This window comes from Methylobacterium sp. NFXW15 (genome assembly GCF_049887755.1).
In the GTDB taxonomy this organism is placed as follows: domain Bacteria; phylum Pseudomonadota; class Alphaproteobacteria; order Rhizobiales; family Beijerinckiaceae; genus Methylobacterium.
Genome location: NZ_JAGEKG010000004.1, coordinates 467786 through 486076 on the forward strand (window position 1 = coordinate 467786; position 18291 = coordinate 486076).

At 64.9% G+C, this 18291-nt stretch carries 18 protein-coding genes; 3 read left to right on the plus strand and 15 right to left on the minus strand.

From position 1 onward, the window contains the following. Nucleotides 1-34 precede the first annotated feature (34 nt). Both J4O73_RS12315 and J4O73_RS12320 read right to left on the minus strand, forming a co-directional pair. On the minus strand, nucleotides 35-187 hold the full coding sequence (locus J4O73_RS12315; protein ID WP_426217639.1) for a hypothetical protein: 153 nt from the start codon (nucleotides 185-187) through the stop codon (nucleotides 35-37). Then, on the minus strand, nucleotides 184-1014 hold the full coding sequence (locus tag J4O73_RS12320) for a recombinase family protein (RefSeq protein WP_426217641.1): 831 nt from the start codon (nucleotides 1012-1014) through the stop codon (nucleotides 184-186). The genes J4O73_RS12315 and J4O73_RS12320 overlap by 4 nt, the downstream gene beginning before the upstream one ends. 186 nt (nucleotides 1015-1200) lie before the next feature. On the opposite strand from J4O73_RS12320, the gene J4O73_RS12325 reads away from it, so the two are divergent. Continuing rightward, nucleotides 1201-1443: a hypothetical protein gene (locus J4O73_RS12325; protein WP_426217643.1), complete on the plus strand. Its 243-nt coding sequence runs from the start codon at nucleotides 1201-1203 to the stop codon at nucleotides 1441-1443. Between the two features lie 2 nt (nucleotides 1444-1445). On the opposite strand, the gene J4O73_RS12330 is transcribed toward J4O73_RS12325, so the two are convergent. From J4O73_RS12330 to J4O73_RS12340, 3 genes are all read right to left on the minus strand, one after another. Beyond that, a complete protein-coding gene (locus J4O73_RS12330) occupies nucleotides 1446-1721 on the minus strand; it encodes a hypothetical protein (protein ID WP_426217645.1) in 276 nt (91 codons plus the stop codon). 180 nt (nucleotides 1722-1901) lie between these two features. Beyond that, nucleotides 1902-2330 carry a hypothetical protein gene (locus tag J4O73_RS12335; RefSeq protein WP_426217647.1) on the minus strand — a complete coding sequence of 143 codons (429 nt, stop codon included), beginning with the start codon at nucleotides 2328-2330 and terminating at the stop codon, nucleotides 1902-1904. Nucleotides 2331-2440: 110 nt separating this feature from the next. Next, nucleotides 2441-3295 carry a hypothetical protein gene (locus J4O73_RS12340; protein ID WP_426217649.1) on the minus strand — a complete coding sequence of 285 codons (855 nt, stop codon included), beginning with the start codon at nucleotides 3293-3295 and terminating at the stop codon, nucleotides 2441-2443. A gap of 320 nt (nucleotides 3296-3615) precedes the next feature. Between J4O73_RS12340 and J4O73_RS12345 the strand changes: the two genes are divergently transcribed. Continuing rightward, the gene (locus tag J4O73_RS12345; RefSeq protein ID WP_426217650.1) at nucleotides 3616-5529 is read left to right on the plus strand and encodes an HWE histidine kinase domain-containing protein; all 1914 of its coding nucleotides are present in this window, start codon (nucleotides 3616-3618) and stop codon (nucleotides 5527-5529) included. A gap of 233 nt (nucleotides 5530-5762) precedes the next feature. Here the strand turns inward: J4O73_RS12345 and J4O73_RS12350 are convergent, their stop codons facing one another. The 9 genes from J4O73_RS12350 to J4O73_RS12390 all read right to left on the minus strand — a co-directional run bounded on the left by J4O73_RS12350 (nucleotide 5763) and on the right by J4O73_RS12390 (nucleotide 17093). Beyond that, complete coding sequence (locus J4O73_RS12350) at nucleotides 5763-7850, minus strand: catalase (RefSeq protein WP_426217652.1); 2088 nt, start codon at nucleotides 7848-7850, stop codon at nucleotides 5763-5765. Between the two features lie 598 nt (nucleotides 7851-8448). Next, a complete protein-coding gene (locus J4O73_RS12355) occupies nucleotides 8449-9714 on the minus strand; it encodes a cytochrome P450 (RefSeq protein ID WP_426217654.1) in 1266 nt (421 codons plus the stop codon). Further along, entirely contained in the window at nucleotides 9707-11011 is a 1305-nt protein-coding gene (locus J4O73_RS12360; RefSeq protein WP_426217656.1) for an NAD(P)/FAD-dependent oxidoreductase, read from the minus strand. The genes J4O73_RS12355 and J4O73_RS12360 overlap by 8 nt, the downstream gene beginning before the upstream one ends. Then, nucleotides 11008-11241: a ferredoxin gene (locus J4O73_RS12365; protein ID WP_426217658.1), complete on the minus strand. Its 234-nt coding sequence runs from the start codon at nucleotides 11239-11241 to the stop codon at nucleotides 11008-11010. The genes J4O73_RS12360 and J4O73_RS12365 overlap by 4 nt, the downstream gene beginning before the upstream one ends. 222 nt (nucleotides 11242-11463) lie before the next feature. Further along, nucleotides 11464-12747, minus strand: a complete 1284-nt coding sequence (locus J4O73_RS12370) for a glycosyltransferase (RefSeq protein WP_426217660.1) — start codon at nucleotides 12745-12747, stop codon at nucleotides 11464-11466. 61 nt (nucleotides 12748-12808) lie between these two features. After that, the gene (locus tag J4O73_RS12375) at nucleotides 12809-14581 is read right to left on the minus strand and encodes a patatin-like phospholipase family protein (protein ID WP_426217662.1); all 1773 of its coding nucleotides are present in this window, start codon (nucleotides 14579-14581) and stop codon (nucleotides 12809-12811) included. After that, on the minus strand, nucleotides 14578-15753 hold the full coding sequence (locus J4O73_RS12380) for a DUF3095 domain-containing protein (RefSeq protein WP_426217664.1): 1176 nt from the start codon (nucleotides 15751-15753) through the stop codon (nucleotides 14578-14580). Before J4O73_RS12380 ends, J4O73_RS12375 begins: the two co-directional genes overlap by 4 nt. 251 nt (nucleotides 15754-16004) lie before the next feature. Continuing rightward, nucleotides 16005-16232 carry a pentapeptide MXKDX repeat protein gene (locus J4O73_RS12385; protein ID WP_426217665.1) on the minus strand — a complete coding sequence of 76 codons (228 nt, stop codon included), beginning with the start codon at nucleotides 16230-16232 and terminating at the stop codon, nucleotides 16005-16007. Nucleotides 16233-16397: 165 nt separating this feature from the next. After that, nucleotides 16398-17093 carry a DUF1223 domain-containing protein gene (locus tag J4O73_RS12390; protein WP_426217667.1) on the minus strand — a complete coding sequence of 232 codons (696 nt, stop codon included), beginning with the start codon at nucleotides 17091-17093 and terminating at the stop codon, nucleotides 16398-16400. Nucleotides 17094-17545: 452 nt separating this feature from the next. On the opposite strand from J4O73_RS12390, the gene J4O73_RS12395 reads away from it, so the two are divergent. Then, nucleotides 17546-17800 carry a hypothetical protein gene (locus J4O73_RS12395; protein WP_426217668.1) on the plus strand — a complete coding sequence of 85 codons (255 nt, stop codon included), beginning with the start codon at nucleotides 17546-17548 and terminating at the stop codon, nucleotides 17798-17800. Nucleotides 17801-17835: 35 nt separating this feature from the next. Here the strand turns inward: J4O73_RS12395 and J4O73_RS12400 are convergent, their stop codons facing one another. After that, nucleotides 17836-18270, minus strand: coding sequence for a hypothetical protein (locus tag J4O73_RS12400; RefSeq protein ID WP_426217747.1), 435 nt, complete (start codon nucleotides 18268-18270; stop codon nucleotides 17836-17838). Between the last annotated feature and the right edge of the window lie 21 nt (nucleotides 18271-18291).

Below are 18291 nucleotides of genomic sequence, written 5' to 3' on the forward strand. Positions count from 1 at the left end.
GCGCGGCGACCGAACAGCCGAAGGAGGGCGGCGATCATGCGGGCTGGACCTTCGTGGAGACCTTCACGACAGGCGGGAGCAGGCCTTTCCGCCGGAGGTGATCGCCGTAGGCCTTCGCGGCCGGATCGCGCTGCATCGCGCGGACCCAGCGCTCGGCATCGGCCGCTGTGTGCGTCTCGCGGTTCATGAGACGATGGCCTGGTGGATGCCCTCGGCGAGCACGTGCGTCTCGGCCCCGCTCCACCGGAACAGGTACTCGATCGCGCCGCGATACTTCGGGTTGTCGGTGACGTAGGAGATCGTCGACACCGCCCAGCGACCGCCGCGCGGGGCTGGGATGCCGTCGGCGTTGAGGCTGTCCGCGATGGCCTGAAGCGTCCGCTTGCGGCGGCGCTCCTGGTAGATGCGGCGGACAATGCGAGCCTGCTCCGGGACGATCCGAAGGCCGCCTTCGAGATCTCTCGTGTAGCCGTAGGGCGCCTGCCCTCCGGCAAAGCCGCCCTTGCTCGCCTTGGCGACCCGGCCGCCGGCCGTCCGGTCCCGGATCACGAAGCGCTCGTTCTCCGCCATGCCGGCGAAGATCGCGAAGAAGGTGCGCCCCATCGGGTTGGACGTGTCGATCACCGATTCCGTGACCGAGCGGAACGCAACCTCGTGCTGCTCGGCGAGGTCGGAGACCGTCGTCATGGCGTGGCGGATGTCGCGCGAGAGGCGGTCGATCTTCGCCACCAGCAGGACGTCGAAGGCGCCGGCCGCCGCCATCTCCAGCGCCTGCCCGAAGGAGGGACGATCGGCGGGACGCGTCGCGCCCGAGACACCGGGGTCGGTCAGCACCGCGATCAGCTCGTAACCCTGGCTCTCCGCGAAGGCGCGGACCGATTTCTCCTGCGTGTCGAGGCCGTGGCCGCTGGCGGCCTGCTCTTCGGTGGAGACCCGGAGGTAGCCGAGCGCCCGAGTGGCGCGGGAGGCCTTCGTCTCCGTCTGGATTTTATTCCGGGCCCGTTGGCGGCCCACGCGACGCGAGCCTGAAACCACCGATAAGCCCATGATTTTGCTGCGCTATTAGCGCCTAAATGGCCCGTATTTTCAAAGTCTCTTGGGACCTTGGAAATCGCCTCTGATCTGGCGGCGGCTCGGGGCGGTGAATGGGCCGCACGACCCATCCGTCATCACCGGACGTTCCCCAGACTGGAGGACTTCATGTTTATTTTTGTACGCGCCACGGCGATCATGCTCGCGCTGCTCGCCGGCGATGTTGCGCAGGCGCAGATGACGGGCGCAGCGATTACCCCCGTTCGCGATGTCACTGCTCTCGGTCAGACTAAGCCGCCAAGCCGGGACGCTAGTCCGACCTCGCGCAGCAACATCAACCGCCGCTCGCAGAATGAGCAGCGGCAGGACAGTATCGCCAAAGGCATCTGCATTGGTTGCAGCGCCAAATAAGCTTAGGCAGCCTGAACCTTACGCGGCCCCCGGATCTCGGCTCGAACCGGCCGGGTGCTGCGCTTGCCGAAAACCGTCTCGGCCCGGAACGTCCCGCGCTCGGCCGGATCCTCGTGGCGCATCACTTCGGCGGCGCGCTCGCGCATCCGCTTAGCCAGATCGACCTTGGTGACGATAGGTGCCTCCGGGTCCCGCTGGTCGGCGAGGGCCAGGGCATCGACCTCACGGGCGAAGCCCCGCAACTCGGTCGCGTAGCAGAAGCGCTTACGAAGCGTCATCGGTGGCCGATCATGGCGCAAGTCCGCGGCGGCATCCCGAGGATACCTATGCCGGCTGAGCTGTGGAAGAAGGGAGCGGACATGCAAACGCCCGGCGATCTCTCGATCCCGGGCACGCGTCTCGCGACTTGATCCAAATGCCGTGTTTCGCCCGACGGGTCAAGAAGCGTTCCTCAAGGGCTACTTCTTGAAGACGGCGACCAAGCCTATAAGGGCACCGATCAAACCGGTCGCTGTTGTTAATCGACCAGCCCAGAATTCCCACGCCTCTTTTCGCTCCTTTCGAATAGCCGACCGAACTTCGAGAACCCCTTTTGGACTGAGTGTTGGCATTCGCTGATCGCCGTTATCTTGCCAGCTTGTCTCATCATCATATTCTGGGAATGGTATGAAGTAATACTCAGCCTGATTTCGCAGCACTTCAGTTATGTGTCTTGATATTTCATAATCAATTTGCTCCCTGATGAGGGCGTGCTCGCGCCGGACCGTCGGAGTAAAACCACCTTCTCTGTCGCTTGCGCGAACCCGCTCAGTCCATTCGCGGTCAATCTTTCGCCGCTCCTTCTGCAGGCGTCGGAGCTTGTGTTTATCTTGGATCGCCTGAAGCATCTGGCCCCGCATATCCGCGCAACTAAACGTATGTCTGCGTCGCAATATATGTCGGTCGTCAGAAGTCAGACATAGAAAAGAAACAGCATACCGGCGCGCCGAATATAAGGTCACCGATTACAATCTGACGTCCGGAAACGAGCGGAGACCAGATCTCTGACCCGACCCCGCCCGGCGACCGCCCGCCGAACCTCTGGCTTGGCCTGCGGGGCGTATCGCGCCTGCAGCTCCCCGAAGTAGGCACCCTGGCCTTCCGGGACGGTGCGCCCCCGGCTGTCCGTTTCTTCGCCGGTCGGCTCGCCTTGGAAGGCCCGGATCGCCTGAAGCACGCCGACGGCGGCGAACTCGGCGTCGAGGTCTTCGAGCAGGATGCGGAAGTGCTCGGCGACGTAGGCCGTGCCGCGCTCGCCCCCCTTGCCCCGAGCTTCGGCATACTGCGCGAAGGTCTGCCGGCCAGTCAGGACCTCGGCGAGAAAGCGGGCGCCTGTCACGCCGATTGCCCGCATGATCTTGTCCTTCAGCATCGCGACAAGGCGGGCGTCCTCAATGGCGTAGATGATCGCCAGCTCGTGAGCGATCGACAGATCCTTCGAGCCCCGCACGTCGTACGCGACGGAGCCGAGCCGGGCGCCGACGCCGCGCTCGAGGATCGCCTGGACCTGCCGCCCGACCTCATATTGCGAGACGGTGATGCGGCCGTGACTGCGCTCCATCTCCAGCACGTCGACGTTGCGGTTCGCCGAGGCGATCACGCGGGTGGCGGGGAAGAACGGATCGGCGACCGCGACGGCCGTGACCTGTACCGGTCCGCGGCGCCGGGTGGCCCGCGAGAGACTGGTGCGGGCGTCGAAGGCTTGCGAGTGATCGTACCGATCGCCGCGCGGATCCCGGCGCCGCTCGGACGTCGCGGGGTGGGTGGCCGGTGAGCCGGCGAGGGAGACGGAGGCCTTCTTTCTGGAGGTCACGGTGATGCCCCTTAAGGCGCCTCGGTCTTTCGCCGGGCCGCGACACCCGAAGCTCTGCACGGTTTTGGACACATGCAAGCGTGAATATTGAAAGCGTCAGCCTATGGTGACTGGGTTCTTCATCACGCTCTCAAAAGCCGCTTGGGGTAGATTTGCGACCGTCTGCTACCGAGTGCCAAATGGGTCGAAGCGGACGCTGCTCCCCGAGCCGCCGATAGCTCAAGTAGATAGGAGGAGTTTCAAGTGCGGTCGTGACGAGGGGACGCGAGACGGTTGGGCGCAATGCGGCTAGAAGGCTGCAACATTGATTGCCTTTGCTGATGTCACAGTCCCTCCTCCCCCCTCTCGTTCACGATCCCGTTCGGCTCGACGCCCTCGGCACCACCAACCTCCTCAATACCCCGCCGGAAGCTGAGTTCGATGACATCGCTCAACTGGCGGCGATCGTCTGCGATACGCCTGTGGCCTTGGTCAGCCTCGTCGCGAGCGACCGGCAATGGTTCAAGGCACGGGTTGGCTTCCCACTGTGTGAGACAGCTCTCAACGCTTCTGTCTGTGCCTACACGTTGGCCGAGGCAGACCTGCTGACCATCCCGGATCTGACCACAGATCCACGCACGCAGAACAATCCGCTGGTGATTGGCGAGCCGTTCATCCGTTTCTATGCCGGAGCGCCGCTGCATGACCCTAATGGACAAGTGCTCGGCAGCTTGTGCGTGATTGATCGTAAGCCCCGGCCTGAGGGACTGACGGCGAAGCAGTCAGACGGGCTACGCCGACTGGCTCGGCAGGTTACGACCGTGCTGCGCGAGCGCCAACTCAATGCGGAGATGCGAGCGACCCGCGAAACGCTGCGCACGTCACAAGAGAGGTTGACCTTTGCCTTCGCGGCTTCCGGCAGCTTGGGCTGGTGGGATTGGGATATTCCTGGCGACCGGCTCTATGCCGGAGCGCAGTTCGCCGGAATGTACGGCGTTGACCCAGAGGAAGCCGCTGCAGGCGCACCGCTCGCCGCCTTTGTGGGTGGCATTCATCCCGACGACCAGGAATGGGTTGGCGAGCGCATCCAGAACGCGCTCGATACCGGCGGAGAGTTCATCGAGGACTACCGCCTGTTGCGCGGGGATGGCACGCTGACCTGGGTTCATGCGCGGGGGCGGTGCTTCCTTGATGCCGACGGGAAGCCGCTGCGCTTGCCCGGCGTCGCCGTCGATATCACCGACCGCAAGAGGGCCGAGGCGGCAAGCTTTGCCGGTGAGGCGCGGCTGAAATCCATCATGGAAACTGTGCCGGTCGGCATCATGCTCGCCGAAGCACCCTCAGGGCGCATCTTGCTAGGCAATCGACGTTTGGCGGAAATCCTCGGCCATGACACGGTGTACGCCTCGTCCAGCGATGCCTACGGCGCGTTCGTCGCCTTTCATAAGGATGGTCGTCTGGTCGAGGGGCATGAGTATCCCCTCGCCCAGATCACCAGCGGTGCCTGCAAACACGCAGCCCTGGAGGTGCTGTATCAGCGGCCTGACGGCGCACGATGCTGGATTACGATTTCTGGCGAGGCGATTGAGGATGAAATCGGCGCAACGGTCGGCGCGGTGGTGGCTGTCAGCGATGTCAACGACCAGAGGGCGGCTGAGGCGTCGCAAGATCTGCTCAACCGAGAGCTGAGCCATCGGCTCAAGAACACCTTGGCCATGGTGCAGTCCATCGCTACGCAGACCCTGCGCAACGCTGCAAGCCTTCCGGCCGCGCAGGAAGCTCTCGCTGCCCGGCTCATCGCGCTCGGCAAGGCCCACGACGTGCTGCTGCTCGGGCACTCGGAGAGCGCCAACGTCCGAGATATCGTCCAAGGAACGCTCGCTCTGCATCAGGACAAGGCGAAGCGGTTCCGCATGTCGGGGCCGAACCTGTTTATCGGACCGAGCCCCGCGCTCATGCTGGGGCTGGTGATGCATGAGTTAGCGACCAACGCGGCCAAGTACGGCGCCCTCTCCAACACATCCGGTCAGGTCGATGTGCGGTGGGTTGTGTCCAGCGAGGGCGAAGATGCCGAATTTCGGATGGAGTGGCAGGAACGAAATGGGCCACCGGTCGTCCCACCCACCCGGAAGGGGTTTGGCTCGCGTCTGATCGAACGTGGCATGGGCGGCGGCCACGTCGTCATCAGCTACCCGCCCGAGGGCGTCCATTGCACGTTGAGCCTGCCGCTGACGAGCTTACAGCTACGGGGCTGAGAGGGCAGTGGAGGTATGGCTGCTTTCAGTTCGGCGCTGTGACCCTCCCTATGCCCGTAATGGGTCGGTAGCGAGCCGTCCACCTTTTCTGATGGCCCCACTCCGAAGCAGCCCTTCGACTTCAGGCAAACCTCCGCTGCTACCGTCGGTACGCCCTGCATTTCAGACGCGGCGGATATGGACGATCGCCAAACGTATCTCAGCACGTATAAGCGATCGCCCATTACGGTCGTTTAGGCCAGCGTACGGACCTTCGGCTCACGATCCCAATAACGCTTCTTCGCGGCCTCGACAAAACCGTTGAGGTCGGTCACGCCCTCGTCCACCTCGACGCCCGCCTTGTCTAGCAGCGGCTTTGCTGCGGCGTTGGCGCCGATGGCCTTTAGGTGCCCAAAGGCATCCATCACCCATTGTATCGCAGCCGCTTCCTTCACGAGCTTGCCGGCGGCCTTCTCAGAGAGGATCACCGCGCAGCCATCGACCGTGACCGAGGGCTGGCCGAACAGTTGCGCGTCAGCGGCGATGGCCGAGCCGTCGGAGAGCGGCACTTTGCCAATTTTTGGGGCGATAGTCATCGCATGGCCACCCGCGGCCTTAATCGCCTTCTTGAGCGACTTCAGCTCGCCTGCATCTGTCCCATCGGCGATCAGGATGCCGATGGTGCGGCCTTCCAGCGTGTGTCGTTCGAGGGGACCACGGATGATACGCAGGGCTGGCGACGGCGCCATATCTAAGACCGGTGCGGCGGTCGGCGAGGCAGGAGGCAGGTCCATCGCCAGCCCGTCGGCGACGCGGGTCGCCAGATCCTCATCGACGTTGCGTAGGTTGGCGACCATCGTCAGCCGAATGTGCTCCAGGCTCACCTTTGACAACTCGAAGACCAGCGCGGAGGCGATGTGCGCCTGTTCGGCCGGGTCCATGGACCGGAAGAACAGCCGCGCCTGGCTATAATGGTCGGCGAAGCTCTCCGGCCGGATGCGCAGCTTCTGCCCCTCCTCCTCCGATGGAAAGGTCACGTAACCCTTGGAGGCGTCTTCGCGGGCGCCGCCCGGCTCGCCCGCACGGGCGAGGCTGTTCGGCTCATAGTTGGCGCGGCCCTTCGGCACCGCCATCTGCATGTGGCCGTCTCGCTGCTGGTTCATGAACGGGCAGCCCGCCGCCGCGGCCCGCCCCTTGGCGGCGTTGATCGGCAGCTGGTGGAAGTTAACCGAGCCGAGCCGCGAGAGCTGCGTGTCCGTGTAGCTGAACAGCCGGCCCTGGAGCAGCGGATCGTTCGAGAAGCCGATGCCCGGCACGACGTGGCTAGGCACGAAGGCCGCCTGCTCGGTCTCCGCGAAGTAGTTGTCCGGGTAACGGTCCAGGACCATCTTGCCGACGATGCGGACGGGGAGCACCTCCTCCGGGATGATCTTGGTCGCGTCGAGGACGTCGTAGGGCTGGCTGTTGGCGAATTCCTCGTCGAACAGCTGGACGCCGAGTTCCCAGGTTGGGAAGTCACCGCGCCCGATGCGCTCGAACAGGTCGCGGCGCTGGAAGTCCGGATCGGCTCCGGCGATCTTCACGGTCTCGTCCCAGATGGTCGAGGCGAGGCCAGCCTTGGGCTTCCAGTGGAACTTGACGAAGGTGCTCTTCCCCTCCTTGTTGATGAACCGGAAGGTGTGAACGCCGAAGCCCTCCATATTGGCGAAAGTGCGCGGCAGCGTCCGGTCCGACATGGCCCACATGATCATGTGGGTCGACTCGGGCATGAGGCTGATGAAGTCCCAGAAGGTGTCGTGGGCGGTAGCCGCCTGCGGATAGCCCCGGTCGGCCTCCATTTTGGCGGCGTGGATCAGGTCCGGAAACTTGATCGCGTCCTGGATGAAGAACACCGGAATGTTGTTGCCAACGAGGTCCCAGTTGCCCTCGCGGGTATAGAACTTGACGGCGAAGCCGCGCACGTCGCGCGGCGTGTCGATCGAGCCGGCGCCGCCCGCCACGGTGGAGAAGCGAGTGAATACCTCGGTGCGCTGCCCCTTCCGTTGAAACAGATCGGCGACGGTCACGCCCGCAAGGCTCTCGGTGCACTCGAAGTAGCCATGAGCGGCGGAGCCACGCGCATGGACGATCCGTTCCGGGATGCGCTCGTGATCGAAGTGGTTGATCTTCTCGCGATAAACCTCATCCTCAAGCAGGACCGGCCCACGGGGCCCGGCCTTGAGCTGGTTTTGGTTATCGGAGATGGGCGTGCCGTGATTAGTCGTCAGCACGGGGTGGTCTGCATCAGCGGTCTGATGTGTCTCGCCGCCGTGGCCGGCGTTGATTGAGGTCAGTTCGGTCATGGCATCCCTCCTTGGCAGGAGGCCAACCGGAAGCTGAGCCGTAAGTTTCCCTTTCGTGCGAGGGGGGCGAAGGGGCAAGGCCGATCGGCTCATTCGCTCCCATGAGTCAGCCGCCGTGACACGACATGTCTGCTACGCCCCAGTTGCGACTTGGAAGCAGACTTGCGGCTTACGGCCAAGTCCAGTCGCGGGAGCAAGCGTCTCTGAGCGGCTGAGTCAAGTGGAAATCTGCCAGTCCGCTTTCGGATGCAGAGCCAAAAGAGCGGACATCCGGGGTCCGGTCGAAGCTGGCCGGTGGTGGAATGGCAGCTTCCGAGAAACTAGGTCGCAAAAGCAGACGGCTTCCTGCGGGCTTGCGTCGAGAGGATCCACATCGGTGCCGCACAGAGCTGGCTTGACATACCAATCCTGCAATAACGGCTCAATTCATTTGAGCTGCACCGATTTGGAGCGCGCACGGATCGGGTAAGATCGTCGACAAGGGGCTTAAATCTGTCGGCAGGCCAAGTTTTGACGGTGAGAACGCGGGTCTACCGGCCCAGTGCTCAGAGGTTGGTGTCTCTCGCCGGCAATCAATGCAAGCTGGAAACCGCGCGCCTCATCTTGAAGCCGATCTTGGCGTCTCAACGATGCCGGAGATGTGAATTCCCAGGTTGCTTGGACCGCGCAGCGACGCACCGGCGCGGTAAGGCGGCGGATCGGCCATCAGTCGCGGCTCGACGAGACGGCGGCACAGTGTGACCAGCGCGATCTCTGCCTCGATCCGCGCAAGAGGCGCGCCGACGCAATAATGCAGCCCGCCCCCGAAGCCGAAATGCTGGATGTCTTCCCGGCTCGGGTCGAAGCGGTCCGGTTCGGGGAATCGTTGCGGGTCGCGGTTGCCGGAAGCGAAGAGCAGAACCACCGGTGCGCCTTGCGGGATCGTCGTCCCCGCGATGTCGATGGCGCCGAGCGCCTTGCGCGTCCGAAAATGGACCGGAGGCTCGTAGCGCAGCAGCTCCTCGATCAGACGCGGGGCCCGTTCGGGATCGGACTTCAACTTCTCCAATTCCTGCGGATGCCTGAGGAGGGTCAACATGCCGTTGGTGATGAGGTTCACCGTCGTCTCGTGCCCCGCGACGAGGAGCAGCACGGCCGTCGAGATCAGATCGACATCGCCCATGGCAGGCGCGCCGGGATCGCCGCGCCGCGCAAGGCCACTCAGCATGTCGTCGGCGGGATGGCGGCGCTTGTCGCGGATCAGACGGCGCATGTAGGCGGCGATGGCATCGAAGGTCGTCACCGTCGCGCGACGCGCCTCCTCGTCCCGGCGGGCATCCGGCTCGAGCGCGGTCGCGAGTTGGGTCGCCCAGGCGTGGAACCGTGGCTCGTCGGCTTCAGGGACACCCAGCAACTCGCAGATGACAGCCACGGGCAGCGGATAGGACAAGTCCTCGACGAGGCAGACTTCGTCCCGTCCGCGGCACCGCTCGATGAGCGTGTCCACCAGTGCTCCCACCCGTCCGTGCAGGTTGTTGACCCGGGCGATGGTGAACTCCTTCATGACGAACCCGCGCAGGGTGTCGTGAGCGGGCGGATCGCGGAAGATCAACGGCCGGTGCGCGTTGGCCACCCGGTTCTTGAGGGGATTGACGATCCAGTCCTTGAGCGGATTGCCGGTGCGCGGTCGCTTCGAAGGAGGCAGGTCCTCCGAACTCAGCCGCGGGTCGAAGAGCAGGCTGCGGATCGCTGCGTGGGTGCTGACGACGTAGGCTCCGTCCCGCTGTCGCGAGACCGGCTTTCGCCGCAAGCGCTCGTAGATTGGATAGGGGTTCGCCCGATTTGCTCCATCGAGAACCTCCGAGAACAGCGTGTCGTCAGACATGGGCCATCTCCGGTACGGGACGTTGGGTGCGCGAAGGCGGAAAGCCCGGCGCCAAGATTTGAATCCGTCGTTGATCGGTGGCGTCGAGAATCGGCGGAAACGGCGCGCCGGCGACGATCCGGCCCGCGTAGGCCGGGAGCCAGCGCGCCTGATCGAACGAGACGGCGGCCACACTGCGTCCGGCGCGTCCGTAGACGGCGAGAAAGCGTCGGCTTGCCCGGTCGCCCTGAACGATCGCGACCGCATCCGCTCCGTCGGCGAGGCCGACCGCCTTGATGTTGAGCCCGAACTGGCTCGACCAGAAGGCGGGCAGATGGGAATAGGGCTTCGGCTGCTCGGGGCGCAGCAGGCTGGACGCCGCATGGGCTGCCTGTTCGACGGCGTTGCCCCAATGCTCGACTGTCATCAGCCGCCCGCCATAGAGCGGGTTCTGCCAGCGTGCCACGTCCCCGGCCGCCACGATGTCGACGGCCGGAGGGCCTTCCCGTGTCAGAACGCGGCACGCCTCGTCGCACGTCACGCCGCCGCTGTCGGCGACAAGTCCGGCCTGTGTGAGCCACGCCGTCTCCCGGATGGCGCCGAGGGCCACGATGACGAGATCTGTGTCGATGATCCCGCTGTCATGAAGGTGCGCTTGGCGTACGTGCCCGGCCTCACCGACGAGAGCTCGAACCCTCGCGCCGGGGCGGTAATCTACGCCGGAGCGTCGGAGGACCTGCGCGAGCACCTCGCCGACCATCGTCCCGAGGACACGGGCCAGGGGCGTTGGGTTGGGATCGACGAGTGTCACCGGCAACCCAAGGTCGCGGCAACAGGAGGCCGCCTCGCACCCAATGAGCCCGGCACCGATGATGAGGACCCTCTTCGGGGGCTGTGAGAGGGCCCGGCGCAGGGCAACGGCATCCGCGCGACTTCGGATGGTGAAGATGCCACTCAGGTCGGCACCCTGCTCCGTCCAAGTCCGCGCCCTGGCCCCGGTGGCGATGAAGAGCTTGGTGAAAGGGACATCGCTCCCGTCGGCGAGACGGATCGTCCGCCCGGTCCTGTCGAGCCCCGTCGCAGGCTGGCCCAACCGCCAGCGGGCGCGCAGGGCCACCAGGTGCGGCAGAGCCGTCGCGTCGGCCTCCAGTTCCCCCGCCAGGACATGCTTGGAGAGCGGGGGCCGGTCATAGGGAGGGTGCGGCTCGTCGCCTATGAGAGTGAGAGGACCGTCGTAGCCGCCTCTGCGAAGCGCCTCGGCCCCGCACAGGCCTGCCAGGGAGGCGCCGACGACCACGATTCCAGGACGCTTGCTCATGGCAGGTCAGCCTCCGGTGGCAGGTCAACCTCCGGCAGATCGGCGGCTTGGACGAAGATCGCTTGAACGGGGCAGGCCAACCGGGCGCGTTCGATCCTGGCCCGCGCCTCTTCCGGTGGCGCCGGGTCATAGAAGAGGATCTCGTGCCCCCGTAGCTCGAAGCTCTCCGGTGCGGCGTAGCAACATTGTGCGTAGCCCTGGCAACGATTCAAATCGACGACGACGCGCATGCGGCAGCTCCTGCCTTGGGGAAGGGCCTCGAAAACAGGGTGTCGGCTCAGTCCTCCGGCTCGGGAAGCAGCAGATGGGCCGACCGCAATGGAACGCCGGCCAAGAGTGCCAGCACGACGGCGGCAAGGAGAGCCGTCACGCCGCCTTCGCGCTGTTCCCGGTGTGGAGGGACGGGGCGAAGGAGTGCTGCCGTCGCCGAGTGTCTGCGGGGAATGGCGAGCCTATCGAGCATCGGCCATCTCCGGAGTTCTCGCGAGGGCGTCGATCGCCGACAGGATCTCGCGGTCCGTGTCGCGCCGGGCAAAGGCATCGGCCATGGCATCGGCGCGGCGCCGATAGTGCGGCTCCGCCAACACGATTCCGATGGCATCGCGCAGCGCCGCTGCGGAGGGCGTATTGGTCGCGAGATTGATCCCGGCGCCGGACCAGCCGATGCGCGCCCCGACCTCGGCCTTGTCTTCGCTCAAGCCCGCCGAGACGATCGGCACACCTGCCGCCAGCGCTTGGCATACGCTCCCGTATCCCCCGTTGGTGACGAGCAGATCGACGTCCGGAAGGATCTCGGCGAAAGGCAGGAAGCTCGCGACGCGGGCATTGGCGGGAACCGGTACGCCGACGGCGGAAACCGGCCGGCCGCCGGTCGTCGCGACCACGAGCAGGTCGTCGCGCTCGGCGAGGGCCGTCAGGGTCGGGTCGACGAGTTCGCCGAAATCGGAATTCGCGAGAGTGCCCTGCGTGACTAGCACCACGCGCTTGCTCCGATCACGCATCGTCCACCAATCCGGGACCGGCACGGTGCCGGCTCCGGCTGGCAGCAGCCCGACGAAGCGGACCGAGTCCCCTTCCACGCCGAAGTCGTATTCGAATTCCGGGACGCTCGGCTGTAGGAAGGTATCGGGCAGCACGACGATGGATTGGGTGAGCGAGGCGGGCAGGCGGGGAAGCCCGAGATCGGCGAGGCGCCGGTCCACGCAGGCCCGCACCGGCCCCACGAAGGTCGCGTCGATGTGAGCTTTCAGGCGTGCATAATGAGCTCGGTCCGTCTCGGTCCGGGCAGGGGGCAGTCCCAGTCCCACGGGGGCTCCGTCGGGCCGGTCGAGGAACAGGAAACTGACGTTCAGGACGGCGATGGGGGGGCGGGGTTTCGCGCTGAGCAGCAGGGGAACCACGCCGAGGAACATGCTGCCCGCGATGATCACATCGGGTTGCTCCTCAGCAACGAGTTCGCGGAGCCGGGTGGCCTGCGAGAGCATCGGCTCGACGAAGCGGCGCTCGAATTCATGCGTCCAGCGTTCAGGACCGGGCGGCAGGTTCGGTTCGAGATACCCAGCCGACCCGAAATCGTCACAGGGCGCAAAGGACAGTCCCGCATCCTCGACTCTACGGGCGAAGGCCGGGTCGGTCGTGACGACGACGCGGTCGCCACGCGAGGCGAGAAGCCGCCCGATGGCGAGGAGCGGATTGACATGCCCGGTCAAGGGTGTGGCGGCGATCAACACTCTCATCATGAGCTCCCGGTTTTGGCTGGTGTCTCCTTCACCTCATTCGGGACAGTCCCATGCCCCGTTACGGCCCCACGTTCGGGTGAGTGTGCCGGCGCACGGCTTCCGGATGCGCCCAGTCCCGAAGGTGACCGGCCTCGATTGCCTCCCGCGCGCAGCGGTAACCCACGGCGGCGGTCGTACCCAGGCTCGACCAAGCCCGCAGATCCACGCCTGCCAGCGGCGGCTTCAGCACGACGGTCGCACGACTCACCGACATCAGGGATTGCGCATCGCTCGACACCGTCGCCGCACGTAGGAGGAGCGGGGCGATCCCCGGCATCGCATCGGGAAGGCCGAGCAGGCGCCGAACGAAACGTCCCCGCCACGATCGCTCCGGCATGTCGGTGAAGGCACGGTCGCTGCCGACATCGACGGCGAGCACCGGTCCGCGATGCATGGCCGCCAACACGTCCGCGGGCAGGTTGTTCATCATGCCTCCGTCGACAAGGATGCCGTCTTCCGAGACCACGGGCGGGAGCAGACCGGGAATGGCGATGCTGGCCCGGAGCGCCGCCGCTAGATCGCCGCTGCGGTGGACCATGGCCGCCCCCGTCGTCAGGTTCGACGAGACGCAGACGAAGGGGAGCCAGAGATCCTCGATCCTCGCCTCGCCGAAGCCCGCGCGCAGGGCCGCCTCCACCTTCAGGCCTCGGGTCAGGGCGTGGAACGGCAGCGTGTAATCGTTGAGCGGGTTTTGCCCGACGAAGCCTGCCACCATCCTCGCGCGGATGTCCGCCACGTCGAGATCCATCGCGACACTCGCCGCCACGATGGCGCCCATGCTGGTGCCGCCCACAAAATCGACGGGCAGATCCGCTTGCGCGAAAGCTTCCAGAACGCCGAGATGCGCGAGGCCCCGTGCGCCCCCACCGCCCAGCACGAGCCCGCGAGCGGTGCCGGTCGTCAGGCGGACCAGCCGGGCCAAGTCGCGGCTATGGCCGTCGCGAACCTGGATCCGCATCGTTGCTGGCAGGCTTGTGACCTCAGGGTGAAGAGGCTGCGGGAGTGTGACTCCGGCGTCCTGGCGAACCGCGAGGTCGATCCGGATCCAGGCGGAAAGGACGGACTCGATGCTGGCCCGCGCACCGGGTCTCGGTGGCATTCCGGGCTCCGCGAGCAGCAGGATGTGATCGGCGTGACGCAAACAGAGGCTGCACCACGGGCAGTCGGTTACACGATCGGCGACCAGGATCATCCGGTCGTGCCGCGTCTCGTATTCGTGGAACCATGACTCATCGGCGCCGTCCGGCCATTCAGTCAGGCAGCCGGTCTTCCCCGGCAAGCTGACGTCGAAGGCCGAGGCGAGCCGACGGCCGAAAGCCGGAGCGTCGAGCCCTTCGGTCACGGCGAGCACCGCGAAGTTGCGGGGGGCATGGCCCACGGAGCGCCCCTCCGCGGCGATACGCAGGCGTGTGGCCAGAAGGCGCGCGAAGTACAGCAACGTCGCGGGATGGTCGCCGACCAGCTCTTCGAATGCGCTGCGGCTCAGGCGCAAGAGATGCGTGTCGCGCAGGGCCGTGGCTGTCGCGGAGCGCGGCTCCGCGGACAGGAGCGCCATCTCTCCGAATGTCTCCGGCGGCGTCAGGCGGGCGAGACGGCGTGTCTGCCCGTCCACCGGATCGCGTGTCGAGATGCCGACAGCGCCGGAGACCAGAGTGTACAGCGCGTCGCCTTCCGCGCCCTGCTCGAAGATCGGGACGCCCCCGGCGACCGCCATGGAGGCAAAGCGTGCCCGGACGGCCTGCATTGCGGCCTGATCGAGCCCTGCGAGGAGGGGGATCTCCGGCCCGCTCATCGCGACGCTTTCGCGGCGCGCTTCAGATCCTGGGCGGCGCGGGCATAACCACCCCCGGCTCCGTCGACGAAATGAAGATGATCGGCCTGCGTCGGCGAGGGCGTGATGCAGGTGACGATGGCCGCCTCCTGTCGATGGAGGCCATAGGTCACGACGCCCTCGGCCTGGGCCCGTGCCAGCCGTGTCTCGATCGCATCGGCCGTCTCCGGCGGACAGGCGACCGTGAGGCGCAGACCGTCGTCGTACTTGCGGAAATCGGCATTGGCAGTGAGCTGACGGCGGTAAAGCCGGGGCGAGAAGCGACCGATCTGAAACCCCAGACGGAAAACGGCGAAGGACACACTTCGCCCAGCCAAGAGCCGGAGGTAGCGCAGGACAGAAGATCCAAGAAGCGGGCCAGCAGCTTTGGCGTCTTCCGCCAAGCCGGACCAGGGCGGCCGCAGCCCCGGTCCGGCGACGGGGAGAGGACGGCCCATCTCCGGCACGGCATCGACGGCGTCCAGGATTTCCTCGAGGACGGCGCGCAGGCGAGCAGGATCGCCTTCGCGACGGGGAAGCACGATCAGGGAAAGCACGAGCCTGCCAGGGCTCGCGACCGGGGCGAAGCGGCAAGATAGCCCCGTCAGGTCGGGTGGCACGCCATTGCTCCCTGCGGCGATGGCATAGGACCCCGCCTTCATGGCGGCCTCCGCCCAAGCAAGGCCTCCTCCCGTGAACATCGCGTATGCGACGTCGGCGGAGGCGGCGTAGCGCGCGACGCGCAGATCGCGACCCGCTGCCCGCACGGCGGCAACCGGGACGAGAGCCGCCCGCAGGGTCAGGCCCAGACTGTCGCGCGCCCAGGCCACCGTCGCGGCGAGAATCGCCTCCACGGTCCCGCGATGGTCCGGCGGTATGAGCAGGCTCGATCCGTCGCCACCGAAGACGAAGGGGATCTCGATCTTAGAAAAGGCATTGCGGATTGCGGCAATGGCAGCAGCACCGGCAAGGTTGACCGCCCGGTAGCGCCCTTGCTCGATCGCCTCGGTCGACATGGCGACATCGCTCAAGGCAATCCACCATGAGTCCGGAACCGGAACGTACCGGCCGTCGTCGAGGACATCCGAGAAGTGTTCAATCGGATCCAGCCGTGCGTAGTCGAAAAAAGGCGGCTGAGTTCGTAGATCGGGCACCTCCCCCTCCCTCAACCGCTCGATCAGACACGTGCGCCGATCTTTCGTCAAAGGCCGAAATTGAGATTTGGGCTGCAACCGACTGCGGGTTCCCTCGTCTATGCGGCCAAAATCCTCGGCACTAAAGCGACGACTCCACCAAGACTTATATCCCGTGACGACGGTTCGGAACAGACCTTATGAATAAGTAGCGCGAGAGTCGCGTCAATCGGGTAGCCTGTGACGGCCACCCGACTGACTTTCACGTCGCGCTACTTTTTCATCGCGTCTTTGCCCATGGAGTCCTTGTGCATGCCGCCTTTGTGCATGGAATCCTTGGCCATGGGATCCTTGCGCATCGAATCCTTAGCCATGTTGTCCTTAGCCATGTTGTCCTTGGCCATAGGGTCTTTGTTCATCGACTCAGCAGCAAAGACCGGGCTTGCAAGAAACGAAGCAGCGAGCAGAACGGCAGAGACGGATCGAAAAAGGTTGGACATATCGCAGATCCTTCAGTGCTGTGCCGAGAGTGGCACGGCTTTCAATTCGGCGATATTATTTTGATGTTACGTCGAACTACATAATATTCTGATCTGATTGTGCCTTTCGCGGTGGCTGATCCTGTTTTCGGCTCACGACGTGTCGGTACGCTTGCGATGAAGCGGTCAGGTTCCAGCTCGCAGGCGCGCGGCGCCCACGATCCGGCCAGCTGGTTCCTGCAGGATCAAGGCGAAATCTTCACCGGCTGGCCGCTCGGCACGGAGCTTCACCGGCTTGCCTTCCCAGGAACCAAGGTCGCGCAGGGAGCGCACCACATTCGCTTGAAGGATCGTACGTCCACCGTTCTCGCCACGCGCGATGGAGCTGCGATGCCTCCGGTCGAAGCCGACCAGAAGAATCCGGGCCGTTCCCTTCCCTTCGCCAATCGTAATGCCGATCTCGTTCCCCGTGCTGACAAGAGAGATAGTCGCCGCAGTTGATGCATGGGCTCTTGCCTCTGCGATAGCGGCACCCGCCTCATCACGACGAGAACCGACGAGACTTCGTACGCCATCGACGACGAGTTGCGGCGTGAAGCTGACGCTTCCGAATTGGTTGGCGTAGGCAGCCTGTCGATTCGTGGCGCCTTCGAACGAGAAGGCATCCTTCCACCCCAGCCTGTTCCAGTAGGTCACGTGGAAACCGAGGGGCAGAAGATCGGGCTGCTCGGCCAGCTCCGCGAGCAGCTCCTCGGCCGGGGGACATGACGAGCAGCTCTGTGACGTGAAGAGCTCAAGGACGAGGGGCCGGGCCTGCGCAGGGAGTGATGCAAGACCGAGCGCCATAACGCAAAGCGCGCGAACAGGAGGGAGGGGCATCATGCGGTTTCCATCGACGTTGGATCGATGCCGCTCATTCGCAACGGTCTGTGACCCGGTTACAGAGAGCGTGTTCGCTGGCAAAGCCTTTGTGGAAAACTCCTGCCACGCTTAGAATTAGGATATACAATGCAAATATTATTGTTTTGAATTTTTTCTCGGAATTTTCGCATTTGGCGCTTAAATGGCCTCAACTCAATGACCAAGATGGGCGCATCACCGCCATAGCTTAGGCGCAGGGTACTTCTGCTTTCGGGAACCGCCTAGTCACGTGTGAACGACTTAGTTGGGTTGCAAACAGAACGGCAGCTTGGTTACTTGGTAGCTCTCCTGGCTGGGACTTGGCGCAGCTATGCCCGCCTTCTCGCAGCGGATAACCGGTTGTGCGCAATCTTGTGACTTGTACTCTGGGAAACTGAACCGTAGGCGAGACGCACGAAGCCCACGGGGACATAATGGACCACACCGACGCCTTGTGCCGCGAGATTGCCGAAGCTCTTGACGTCACACCAGCCGAGTTGCGTGCAATCGGGGCCGTACAGGAACGCGCTGCCAAGCTTCGAGATGCAATCGAACTTTTGGAAGCTTTTCAGCACCTCTCTGGAGCGGAGCAACGCCGTCGTTGCATTGCCTATGTGCGGACCGAGGTTCATCGGTCAAAAGCCGCAACTCGCAAGAGCATAGGCACGACTGCTTTTGGGAATCACTGACGCCAGCTCGCACGTCGAGGTTGGGTCGGAAGCGGTCAGGGTGCAGGCCCAACCGACCGGTCTTTGTTCCATGCCTCGACGATCCTCTCAGCCGCGCGCTTCCGCTGCCGGTCGAAGGTCCGCCGATTCACACCGAACTCCCGGCAGTGATCGGTCACGGTCCCACCCGGCACGTCCTTCAGCAGCCGCAGTCGATGATGGCGCTTGATCCGCCGCCGTGCCTTCGCCCTGGCCCAGGTCAGCAGCGCGATCAGCTCGGGCGTGCCAGCGCCCAGCACGACGGTCGCGAACTCCAGCCAGAAGAGCGGGCCGGGCGCGATGTTCGGGCTGGTCGGCCCGATGCGCCGTGCGCGGGCGCTGAAGACCGGAGCGTCGGTGAGGGCCATGAACATGGCGATCAGCCTGCGTTCGACGTCGAGACACGTCATCGCCGGCGGATCGGGACCCTCGCGACGCAGAGAGGTTTTCATCAGCACCGCGTGCGGAGATCC